Below are 11,238 nucleotides of genomic sequence, written 5' to 3' on the forward strand. Positions count from 1 at the left end.
CCCTCCGCAGAGGAGTGCTGCGTGACCACGTCCGTCCCCGACGGCACCACGAACCCCGACACCGGCGACGTCGTCGTCCGGCTGCGGGGCATCGGCAAGACGTTCCCGGGCGTCATCGCCAACCACGACATCGACATCGACGTCCGCCGCGGCACCGTGCACGCCATCGTCGGCGAGAACGGTGCCGGCAAGTCGACGCTCATGAAGATCCTCTACGGCGTCCAGAAGCCGGACTCCGGGACGATCGAGATCCAGGGCCGCCCCGTCGACCTCGGCTCCCCGTCCGACGCGATCGGCGCCGGCGTCGGCATGGTCTTCCAGCACTTCATGCTGGCCGACAACTTCACGGTCCTCGAGAACGTCGTGCTGGGTGCCGAGAAGCTGCACGGCATCGGCGACGCGGCCCGTGCGGAGATCCGGCGCCTGTCGGAGGCGTACGGCCTCGACATCGACCCCGACGTCCTCGTCGAGGACCTCGGCGTCGGTGCCCGCCAGCGCATCGAGATCCTCAAGGTGCTCTACCGCGGGGCGTCGGTGATCATCCTCGACGAGCCGACGGCCGTGCTCGTCCCCCAGGAGGTCGACGAGCTCTTCGACAACCTGCGCGAGCTGAAGGCCGAGGGCCTCGCGGTCATCTTCATCTCCCACAAGCTCGACGAGGTCCTGTCGGTCGCCGACACCGTCACGGTGGTGCGGCGCGGCACGACCGTCGACACCCGTCCCGCTGCCGGCGTCACCTCGCGCCAGCTGGCCGAGCTCATGGTCGGTTCGGAGCTGCCGAGCCCCAGCACGGAGACGTCCACGGTGACGGACCAGCCGGTGCTCGAGGTCCGCGACCTGACGCTGCCGGCACCCACGGCGGGGCTCGCCGGCACCGGCGGCCGTCCGCTGCTGTCCGACGTCGACCTGACGATCCACCGCGGCGAGATCCTCGGCGTGGCCGGGGTCGAGGGCAACGGCCAGGCCGAGCTCGTCGAGGCGATCATGGGCATGCGCCCCGGGGCCACCGGCTCCGTGCGCCTGTCCGGTACCGACCTCGCCGGGCTGTCGACGCGGCGGCGCCGCGAGGCCGGCATCGGGTACATCCCCGAGGACCGGCACCGTCACGCGCTGCTGCTCGACGCACCGCTGTGGGAGAACCGCGTGCTGGGCCACCAGACCCGCGAGCCCAACGTCTCGGGCCCCTTCATCGACCGCAGGGGCGCCCGCGCCGACACCCAGCGCATCGTCGAGGAGTACGACGTCCGCACGCCGGGCATCGACGTGCTGGCCCGGGCGCTGTCGGGCGGGAACCAGCAGAAGCTCATCATCGGTCGCGAGATGACCGGGGAGCCGAGCCTGCTCGTCGCCGCCCACCCGACGCGCGGCGTCGACGTCGGAGCCCAGGCCGCCATCTGGGACCACATCAAGCGGGCCCGCCGCGACGGCCTGGCGGTGCTGCTCATCTCCGCCGACCTCGACGAGCTCATCGGCCTGTCCGACACGATCCGCGTCATCCTGCGCGGCCGTCTCGTCCCCGACGTGTTCGACCCGGCGACCGTCACCCCCCAGCAGCTCGGCTCGGCCATGACCGGCGCCGGCGACGACGCAGCAGGAGACGTCGCATGACCGACCAGCGACTCAAGCGCATCGGCCTCGCGGTCGCGGCGCCCGCGCTCGCCCTCGTGGCGGCCTTCCTCATCACGAGCCTCGTGCTCGTGGTGGCGGGCGACTCCGTGGGCGGGGTGTGGGGGCAGATCCTCAGCATCCCGGAGGCGCGCGGCCTGACGAACATCGTCAACAGCGCCACCGTCTACTACCTCTCCGGCGTCGCCGTGGCCATCGGCTTCCGGATGAACCTCTTCAACATCGGCGTCGACGGCCAGTACCGCGTCGCGTCGTTCGCCGCCGCGGTCGTGGCCGGCGAGGCATGGCTGCCCGGCTGGCTCAACACCGCCGCCGCCATCCTGGCCGCGATGCTCGTGGGTGCCGCCTGGGCCGGCATCGCAGGCCTGCTGCGGGTGACGAGAGGCGTCTCGGAGGTGATCTCGACGATCATGCTCAACGCCATCGCGACGGCGCTCGTGGCCTTCCTGCTGCGCAAGGCGGCCGTGAACGACCCCGGCTCGAACATCACCGCGACGAAGGAGATCCCCGAGGGCAGCCGCATCCCCGGGTTCACGCTCTTCCCCGGGTCGCCGAACGAGGTGTACGGCTTCGTCCTCATCGCGATCGTCGTCGGCGTCGTGTACTGGCTCGTGATCAACAAGACCCGCTTCGGCTTCGACCTGCGGGCGACGGGACTCTCGGAGACCGCGGCCGTCGCGTCCGGCATCGACGTGAAGAAGATGATCCTCGTCTCGATGCTGCTCTCCGGTGCCGCCGCCGGCCTGGTGGGCCTGCCCATCCTGTTCGGCGAGGCGTTCGCGTACGGCTCGACCTTCCAGTCCGGGCTGGGCTTCGCGGGCATCGCGATCGCGCTGCTCGGTCGCAACCACCCCGTCGGCATCGCCCTCGGCGCGCTGCTCTTCGCCTTCCTCGACGAGCAGTCGAACCCGCTGCAGATCCTGCAGGACGTCTCGCCCGACATCGTCAAGATCACGCAGGGCGTCATCGTCCTGACCGTCGTCATCGCCTACGAGGTGGTGCGCCGCTACGGCGTGCGCCTCGAGCAGCGCCAGGTCGCCGCCGCGCTCGACGCCGAACGACGCACCGGCGCCACCCCGGAGGGAGCAGACCGATGAACGAGCGCCAGCGAGGGAACCACGAACACCTCATCGCGGCACCTCCGTACCGTGCTTTCCTCACGGAGGTGCGGCGATGAGCGTGGCCACCCCTCCCGTCGGCGGCACGCCGACCGCCCCCGCGGGCCGCTCCCGCGTCTCGTTCGCCAAGGTGCTGCTCGGCCTGGCCGGGCTGCTCGTCCTCCTGGCGGTCCTGCGCGTCGTCACCGGCGCCGACGACCTCGCGTCGTCGGGCACCCTACGCGCGACGCTGGTCGCCGCCGTGCCCATCGGCCTGGCCGGTCTGGGCGGCCTCTGGGCCGAGCGCGCGGGCGTCGTCAACATCGGCCTCGAGGGCATGATGATCCTCGGCACGTTCGGTGCCGGCTACTTCGGCTACTTCTACGGACCGTGGCAGGGCGTGCTCGGCGCGATCCTGCTGGGTGCCGCGGGCGGCCTGCTGCACGCGATCGCGACCGTCCTCTTCGGCGTCGACCACATCGTCTCCGGCGTCGCGATCAACATCATCTCCCTCGGCGCCGTCCAGTACCTGGCCGTGCTGGCGTTCACGGGCGTCCCCGGAGGTGGGCAGACGCAGTCGCCGCGGGTCGACGACCTGCCGGCGATCACGATCAGCGCGCTCGCCGACCCGCTCGGCGACCTCGAGGCGAGGAACTGGTTCCTCGTCTCCGACGCGGCCGCGCTCCTGCGTGCGCTCGTCTCGAACCTCAGCGTCCTGACGCTGATCTCGCTGGCCCTGTTCGCGCTCACCTGGTACGTCCTGTGGCGCACCCGGTTCGGCCTGCGCCTGCGGTCGGTCGGTGAGAGCCCGGCGGCCGCCGAGTCGCTCGGCATCGACGTGATCCGCTACAAGTTCGTCGCCGTCGTCACGTCCGGCGCCTTCGCCGGCCTCGCCGGCGGGTTCCTGGCGCTGGTCGCGGCCAACGGGTTCCGCGACGGGCAGACCGGCGGGCGAGGCTACATCGGCCTGGCCGCCATGATCTTCGGCAACTGGCGCCCCGGCGGGCTGCTGGCCGGTGCCGGCCTGTTCGGCTACACCGACACGCTGCGCCTGCGTGGCGGTGGCGACACGATCCACGGCCTGCTGCTGCTCGTGGCCGTCGGGCTCGTCGCCCTCGCGATCTGGCAGTGGCGTCAGCACGGCCGCCGCTCGGCGCTCGTCGCCGCGCTGCTGGGCGTCGTCGTCGCGCTCTGGTACTTCCTCACCAGCTCGGTGCCGGAGGACCTCACCGGCATGACGCCCTACCTGACCACGCTGCTGGTGCTCGCGCTGTTCTCGCAGCGCCTGCGGATGCCGGCCGCGGACGGCAAGCCGTACCGGAAGGGGAGTGCGGGCTAGTGGCCGGCTCGTTCGGACTCGGCATCAGCACCGCCGACGACCCCGTCGACTGGGACGCGCTCACCCGGTACGCCACCGAGGTGATGCAGCGCGCCTACGCGCCGTACTCGCAGTACAAGGTCGGCGTGGCGGGGCTGGTCGACGACGGTCGCGTCGTGCTCGGCTGCAACGTCGAGAACGCGGCGTACGGCGTCGCGCTCTGCGCGGAGTGCGGCATGGTCTCGGCCCTGCACGCCACCGGCGGCGGACGTCTGCGTGCCGTCGCGTGCGTCGACGGCGAGGGCCGTCCGCTCATGCCGTGCGGCCGGTGCCGGCAGCTCCTCTGGGAGAACGGCGGGCCGACCATGGAGCTGCTCACCGCCCGTGGCGTCGTCACGATGGACCAGGTGCTGCCGGACGCCTTCGACAGCAGCGACCTCGACGCCGCCGCCGACACCACCGGTCCCGCCGCACCCGACCAGGAGAACCCCGCGTGAGCGCAGCGCTCGACCTGCCCGCACCCGACCTGACCGACCCGGCGCTCCTCGACGACCCGTACCCGCTGCTGGCGCAGTGGCGGGCCGCCGGGCCGATGCTGCGCAGCGGCGAGGGACGCTGGGTGGCCACCACCCACGCCGCCGTCAGCGCCGTGCTGCGCAACCGCGCCCTCGGTCGGCTGTGGACCGACTGGGAGCCGGCGGAGCAGATGGAGCCGTTCAACACGCTGCACCGCAACCAGCTCATGGAGAACGAGCCGCCGGAGCACACGCGCATGCGACGGCTGCTGGCCGGTGCCTTCGCGCGCGGCCACGTCGAGCGGATGGCGCCGCGCATCGAGACCCTCGCCGACGCCATGCTCGACGACCTCGAGCCCGACCTGCGGGCGGGTCGTCCCGTCGACCTGCTCGCCCGCTACGCCGAGCCGATGCCGGTGTTCGTCATCGCCGACCTGCTCGGCGTGCCGCGCGAGGACCACGTCCGTCTGCGCGACTGGTCGCAGGCCATCGTGCACATGTACGAGCAGGGCGTCGGCGACGACGTCCGCGCGGCAGCGGTGCAGGCGAGCGACGAGTTCGCGGCGTACGTGCGCGACGTGGTCGCGCTGCGGCGGACGGAGCCGGGGGAGGACCTCGTCAGCGACCTGATCGCCGAGCGCGAGGAGGGCTCCGGCGCCGCGGCCCGGGGCTTCAGCGACGACGAGCTCGTGGCCACCGTCGTGCTGCTGCTCAACGCGGGCCACGAGGCGTCGGTGAACGTCTTCGGCAACGGCATGCACGCCCTCCTCACGCACCCGGACCAGCAGGCCCGGGTGACGAGCGGCGAGGTCAGCGCGGCCACCGCGCTCGAGGAGCTCATCCGCTTCGACGCGCCGCTGCAGATGTTCGAGCGCACGGCGACGAAGGACGTCGACGTCGCCGGCGTCACCGTGCGCGCGGGCGAGACCGTCGCCTGCCTGATGGGCTCGGCCAACCGCGACCCCGCAGCGTTCGATGCGGCCGACACCTTCGACGTCGGCCGCGACCCGAACCCGCACGTCGGCTTCGGCATGGGCCTGCACTTCTGCCTGGGCGCACCGCTCGCCCGCGTGGAGCTCGAGATCACCGTGCGCCGGCTGCTCGACCGCTTCCCGACCATCGCGCTGCACGGCGCCGCCCCGCGCCGCCCCACGTGGGTGCTGCGCGGCTACGAGTCCCTCGAGGTGACCCTGTGACCACGCACGAACCCTTCGACGCGCCCGCGGTGATCGCCGCCAAGCGCGACCGCCACCGGCTCACCGACGCCCAGATCGACTGGGTCGTCGACGCCTACACGCGCGGCGTCGTCGCGCCGGAGCAGATGTCGGCGCTCGCCATGGCGATCCTGCTCAACGGGATGGACCGCGACGAGATCTCCCGCTGGACCGGCGCGATGATCGCGAGCGGCGAGCGGATGGACTTCTCCTCCCTCAGCCGCCCCACGGCCGACAAGCACTCGACGGGCGGCGTCGGCGACAAGATCACGCTGCCCCTCGCGCCCCTCGTCGCGGCCTGCGGCGTCGCAGTGCCGCAGCTGTCGGGCCGCGGGCTCGGGCACACGGGCGGGACGCTCGACAAGCTCGAGTCGATCCCCGGCTGGCGCGCGGCCCTCAGCAAAGAGGAGATGCTGGCCCAGCTCGACGACGTCGGCGCCGTCATCTGCGCGGCCGGCTCGGGTCTCGCGCCCGCCGACAAGAAGCTCTACGCCTTGCGCGACGTCACGGGAACCGTGGAGGCGATCCCGCTCATCGCCAGCTCGATCATGAGCAAGAAGATCGCCGAGGGCACGGGTGCGCTCGTGCTCGACGTGAAGGTCGGGTCGGGCGCGTTCATGAAGGACGAGCCGCGCGCCCGCGAGCTGGCCGAGACCATGGTCGCGCTCGGAACCGACGCAGGCGTCACGACCGTCGCGCTGCTGACCGACATGTCGACCCCCCTCGGCCTGACCGCCGGCAACGCCCTCGAGGTGCGCGAGTCGGTCGAGGTGCTGGCCGGTGGCGGACCGTCGGACGTCGTCGAGCTGACGCTGGCGCTCGCCCGCGAGATGCTCTCCGCAGCCGGTCGGGGCGACGTCGACCCCGCCGACGCGCTGGCCGACGGTCGCGCGATGGACGCCTGGCGGCGGATGATCACCGCGCAGGACGGCGACCCGGACGCACCGCTGCCGACCGCCCGCGAGACGCACGTCGTGACGGCGCACGCCGACGGCGTGCTCACGTCGTTGGACGCCTTCGCCGTCGGCATCGCCGCCTGGCGCCTCGGCGCCGGCCGGTCGCGCCCCGGTGAGGACGTGCAGGCGGGCGCAGGCGTCGAGCTGCACGCGAAGCCGGGCGACGAGGTGCGCGCCGGCGCACCGCTGATGACGCTGCACACCGACACGCCGGAGCGTTTCGAGCGCGCGCTGGAGGCCCTCGACGGTGCCGCCGGGATCGGCTCGGGTCCGTTCGTCCCGCGCGACGTCGTGCTGGGTCGTGTCGAGTGACGATGGCCTAGGGTCGAGGGCATGCGTGTGCTGAACGACCGGCAGGAGGTCGCCGAATCGGTGGGGACCGAGCTCGGGGTGAGCGAGTGGGTGCAGGTGTCCCAGGAGCGGATCGACCTCTTCGCCGACGCGACCGGTGACCGCCAGTGGATCCACGTCGACCCCGAGCGCGCGGCGGAGGGACCCTTCGGCGCGACCATCGCCCACGGCTACCTCACCCTGTCGATGCTCCCGTTCCTCGGCGCCCAGGTGTACGCCTTCGCGGGGGACGTGGCACGGGTCAACTACGGGCTCAACAAGGTGCGGTTCATGACCCCGGTGACCGTCGGCTCGAAGATCCGCAACCGCGTGAGCGTCGTCGACGTGCACGACACCGACCGCGGCCAGCAGGTCACCCTCCGCCACCAGATCGAGATCAAGGGCCAGGACAAGCCCGCCTGCGTCGCCGAGACCGTCACCGTCCTCATCGCCGCCGGCGCCTGACGATCTGCGGTTTACCACGGGACCGTGGTGAACGTCGTCCTCCCGAGGAGAACTTCCCGCGGGAGGACGACGTTCTCCTCGGGAGGTGTGGGTCGTGGTTCAGGCGGCACTGCGACTGCCGCCCGGCCGGGGTCTGAGCTCCTCGGTCGCATCGAGGCTGCAGTGCGTCGCGGACGGCAGGAACTTCCCTGTGCAGACGTCGTCCTCCCCAGGCAACCTTGCCTCGGGAGGACGACGTTTACCACGGGACCGTGGTAAACCGCTGGACGGTCAGTAGGCGGAGCCGCTGGCGAGGGAGACGGCGCCGACGGGGTGCCAGACGGTCTTGGTCTCGAGGAAGGCGCGGAGGCGGGCGGTGCCGGGGGCGGCGGTGAAGTCGGGCTCGCGACGAGGCGCGTGGACGCGCTTCACCGTGTCGGCGGCCGCACGCTCCAGGGCGACGCGCTGGTCGGCGGGGACGCCGGTGAGGTCGAGGCCGTTGACGTCGCCGTGGCTGGCGAGCCACGGCATGATCTCGGCCTGGTCGCCGGTGAGCAGGTTGACGACGCCGGCGGGCAGGTCGCTCGTCGCCAGCACCTCCGCGAACGTCACCGCCACCGTCGGGTCGGCCTGCGACGCGACGACGACCGCCGTGTTGCCGCCGGCCAGCACCGGCAGCACGGCGCTCACCAGGGGCAGCAGCGGCGACGCCGACGACGCAGCCACCGCGACGACGCCCGTCGGCTCCGGGGCGGAGTAGCTGAAGTAGGGGCCCGAGACGGCGTTCGCGCCACCGAAGACGGCCGACAGCTTGTCGGTCCAGCCGGCGTAGTGCACGACCCGGTCCACGGCGGCGTCGACCTCGGCGCGCGCCTCGGCGACCTTCACGCCACGGCTCTGCACGACGAGCTCGACGACGTCGGCCCGGCGGGCCTCGAGCATCTCGGCCACGCGGTACAGCACCTGCCCGCGGTTGTAGGGGGTGGCGCCGGCCCACTTCGCCAGGCCCGACCGGGCGGCGACGACGGCGTTGCGAGCGTCCTTGCGGGAGGCGAGCGCGGCGTTGGCCATGAGCGAACCCTTCGTGTCGTGCACCTGGTAGGTGCGACCTGACTCCGAGCGCGGGAAGGCGCCGCCGAGGTAGAGCTTGTAGGTCTTCGCGACCGTCAGACGTGCCATCAGAGCGCTCCCTCGTCGTCGGTGTCGAGGTAGGCGGCCATGCCGGCCGTCCCGCCCTCGCGGCCGAAGCCGGACTCGCCGTAGCCGCCGAAGGAGGCGGTCGGGTCGAACTTGTTGAAGGTGTTGTCCCAGACGACGCCGGCCTTCAGGCCCGCCGCCATGCCCATCGCGCGCGACCCCTTCTCGGTCCACACGCCGGCCGACAGGCCGTAGGGCGTGTTGTTGGCCTTCGCGAGCGCCTCCTCGGGCGTCCGGAAGGTCAGGGTGGTGAGCACGGGGCCGAAGATCTCCTCGCGGGCCACCCGCATCGACGCGGTCGCGTCGGTGAACACCGTGGGCGCGACGAACCAGCCCTTCTCCGGGAGCGTGCAGCTGCTCGTCCAGACGCCGGCGCCCTCCTCGGCCCCGACCTCGACGAGCCCGGTGATCTTGTCGTACTGCATCTGGGAGTTGACGGCGCCGACGTCGGTGTTCTTGTCGAGCGGCTCGCCGACGCGCAGCGTCTCCACGCGTCGCTTCAGCCTCTCGAGGAACTCCTCGGCGACCGACTCCTGCACGAGCAGGCGTGAACCGGCGCAGCAGACCTGGCCCTGGTTGAAGAAGATGCCCGACACGACGCCCTCGACGGCCTGGTCGATCGCCGCGTCGGCGAACACGATGTTCGCGCCCTTGCCGCCGAGCTCGAGGGTCAGCTTCTTGCCGGTGCCCGCGAGCTCGGACTGGATGCGCTTGCCCACCGGCGTGGAGCCGGTGAACGCGACCTTGTCGACGCCGGCGTGGTTGACGATGGCGCTGCCGACGTCGCCGGCTCCCGGGAGGATGTTGACCACACCGGGCGGCAGGTCGGCGTCGGCGAGGATCTCGGCGAGGATCAGCGCGGTGACCGGCGTGGTCTCCGCGGGCTTGAGCACGACGGTGTTTGCCGGCGGCCAGCGCGGGGGCGATCTTCCAGGCGGCCATGAGCAGCGGGAAGTTCCACGGGATGACCTGACCGGCCACGCCGAGCGGGCGCGGTGCGGGACCGAGGCCGAGGTGGCCGAGCTTGTCGGCCCAGCCGGCGTGGTGGAAGAAGTGCTGCGCCGCGGTGGGCACGTCGAAGTCGCGGGTCTCGCGGATCGGCTTGCCGTTGTCGAGGGTCTCGGCGACGGCCAGCTCACGGGAGCGCTCCGCGATCGCGCGGGCGATGCGGAACAGGTACTTGCCGCGCTCGGCGCCGCCCATCCGGGACCAGGGCCCGTCGTAGGCGCGGCGGGCTGCGGCGACCGCCCGGTCGACGTCGGCCGCGGACGCGGTGCTGACGGTGGTGAGGGTCTCGCCGGTGGCCGGGTTGACGGAGGTCAGGTCGTCGCCGCCGCCGTCGACGAACGCACCGTCGAGGAACAGCTGGTACCGGGGCTTGATCGCGGCGATCGCCGCCGACTCCAGGGCCGGCGCGTAGGTGAGGTCCATGGGTGGGTCCTTCGGTGGTGTCGGTCGACGGGGTCAGTCGACGCTGACGTAGCGGGGGCCGCTGTAGTGGCCCTGGGTCTGGGTGCGGCGCTGCAGCAGCAGGTCGTTGACGACGCCCGAGGCGCCGAAGCGGAACCAGTGCGGGTCGAGCCACTGCGGCCCGGCGACCTCGTGCACGGCGACGAGGTAGGCGATGGCGTCCTTCGTGGTGCGGATGCCGCCGGCGGGCTTCACCGCGCGCTGCACGCCGGTGAGGTCGAAGAGGTCGCGCACGGCCTGCAGCATCACGTGGGTGACGGGCAGCGTGGCAGCCGGCGCGATCTTGCCGGTGGAGGTCTTGATGAAGTCGCCTCCGGCCAGCAGCGCGAGCCACGACGCGCGGCGCACGTGGTCGTAGGTGGCGAGCTCGCCGGTCTCCAGGATCACCTTGAGCCGGGCGTCCCCGCAGGCCGCCTTCACGGCCTCGACCTGTCCGAACACGGTGGCGTAGTCGCCGGCGAGGAACGCGCCGCGGTCGATCACCATGTCGACCTCGTCGGCACCGGCGTCGACGGCGAGGCGCGTGTCGGCGAGCTTGACCTCGAGCGACGAGCGACCCGCGGGGAACGCGGTGGCCACCGACGCGACCTTGACGCCGGTGCCGGCCAGGGCCTCGGCGGCGACGGCCACCATGTCGGGGTAGACGCAGACGGCCGCGGTCGACGGCGTGCCCGCCACCTCCCGGTCGGGCTGGACCGCCTTGCGGCAGAGGTTGCGCACCTTGCCGGGGGTGTCGGCGCCCTCGAGCGTCGTCAGGTCGACCATCGAGATCGCCAGGTCGATGAGGGCGCGCTTGCTGTCCTTCTTGATCGAGCGGGTCGCGAGCTGGGCCGCGCGGGCCTCGACGCCGACGGGGTCGACGGCCGGCAGCCCCTCGAGGAAGGCGCGGAGCGCGGTGTTGTCGGTGCCGCCGAGGCCCACGGCGGCGCGGATCGCGGCAGCGTCGACTGCGGCGTCGGCAACGGGGGCGGTGGCGGGGGACGACGGAGTCATGGTTGTCCTTCGGACGGTGGAGCGGGTGGAACGGTGGGTCGTGGTGCTGCCGGAGCAGCAGGGCGGCGGGGCCGCGTC

General features: G+C 72.4%; 10 protein-coding genes and 1 pseudogene. 7 read left to right on the plus strand and 4 right to left on the minus strand.

Annotated features, from left to right (window positions below):
* The first annotated feature begins 21 nt into the window (after positions 1-21).
* The 7 genes from QE370_RS09645 to QE370_RS09675 all read left to right on the plus strand — a co-directional run bounded on the left by QE370_RS09645 (position 22) and on the right by QE370_RS09675 (position 7,521).
* Complete coding sequence (locus tag QE370_RS09645; RefSeq protein WP_309634222.1) at positions 22-1,608, plus strand: ABC transporter ATP-binding protein; 1,587 nt, start codon at positions 22-24, stop codon at positions 1,606-1,608.
* Complete coding sequence (locus QE370_RS09650; protein WP_253021948.1) at positions 1,605-2,723, plus strand: ABC transporter permease; 1,119 nt, start codon at positions 1,605-1,607, stop codon at positions 2,721-2,723. Before QE370_RS09645 ends, QE370_RS09650 begins: the two co-directional genes overlap by 4 nt.
* 76 nt (positions 2,724-2,799) lie before the next feature.
* A complete protein-coding gene (locus tag QE370_RS09655) occupies positions 2,800-4,062 on the plus strand; it encodes an ABC transporter permease (protein WP_253021945.1) in 1,263 nt (420 codons plus the stop codon).
* On the plus strand, positions 4,062-4,538 hold the full coding sequence (locus QE370_RS09660; protein WP_308207017.1) for a cytidine deaminase: 477 nt from the start codon (positions 4,062-4,064) through the stop codon (positions 4,536-4,538). Before QE370_RS09655 ends, QE370_RS09660 begins: the two co-directional genes overlap by 1 nt.
* Positions 4,535-5,752, plus strand: coding sequence for a cytochrome P450 (locus tag QE370_RS09665; RefSeq protein ID WP_253021943.1), 1,218 nt, complete (start codon positions 4,535-4,537; stop codon positions 5,750-5,752). The genes QE370_RS09660 and QE370_RS09665 overlap by 4 nt, the downstream gene beginning before the upstream one ends.
* The gene (locus tag QE370_RS09670; protein WP_309634223.1) at positions 5,749-7,038 is read left to right on the plus strand and encodes a thymidine phosphorylase; all 1,290 of its coding nucleotides are present in this window, start codon (positions 5,749-5,751) and stop codon (positions 7,036-7,038) included. The genes QE370_RS09665 and QE370_RS09670 overlap by 4 nt, the downstream gene beginning before the upstream one ends.
* Before the next feature lie 21 nt (positions 7,039-7,059).
* Complete coding sequence (locus QE370_RS09675) at positions 7,060-7,521, plus strand: MaoC family dehydratase (RefSeq protein WP_253021938.1); 462 nt, start codon at positions 7,060-7,062, stop codon at positions 7,519-7,521.
* Between the two features lie 270 nt (positions 7,522-7,791).
* Here QE370_RS09675 and QE370_RS09680 read toward each other — a convergent pair whose 3' ends face one another.
* From QE370_RS09680 to deoC, 4 genes and pseudogenes are all read right to left on the minus strand, one after another.
* Entirely contained in the window at positions 7,792-8,679 is an 888-nt protein-coding gene (locus QE370_RS09680; RefSeq protein ID WP_309635252.1) for an aldehyde dehydrogenase family protein, read from the minus strand.
* Positions 8,679-9,590, minus strand: a complete 912-nt coding sequence (locus tag QE370_RS09685; protein ID WP_309634224.1) for an aldehyde dehydrogenase family protein — start codon at positions 9,588-9,590, stop codon at positions 8,679-8,681. The genes QE370_RS09680 and QE370_RS09685 overlap by 1 nt, the downstream gene beginning before the upstream one ends.
* Positions 9,591-9,660: 70 nt before the next feature.
* Positions 9,661-10,128, minus strand: a pseudogene (locus QE370_RS09690) (aldehyde dehydrogenase family protein); the annotation flags it as partial.
* 33 nt (positions 10,129-10,161) lie between these two features.
* Positions 10,162-11,160, minus strand: a complete 999-nt coding sequence (gene deoC, locus QE370_RS09695; protein WP_309634225.1) for a deoxyribose-phosphate aldolase — start codon at positions 11,158-11,160, stop codon at positions 10,162-10,164.
* Positions 11,161-11,238: the final 78 nt, after the last annotated feature.

It is taken from the genome of Aeromicrobium sp. SORGH_AS_0981 (assembly GCF_031453195.1).
Taxonomy (GTDB): domain Bacteria; phylum Actinomycetota; class Actinomycetes; order Propionibacteriales; family Nocardioidaceae; genus Aeromicrobium.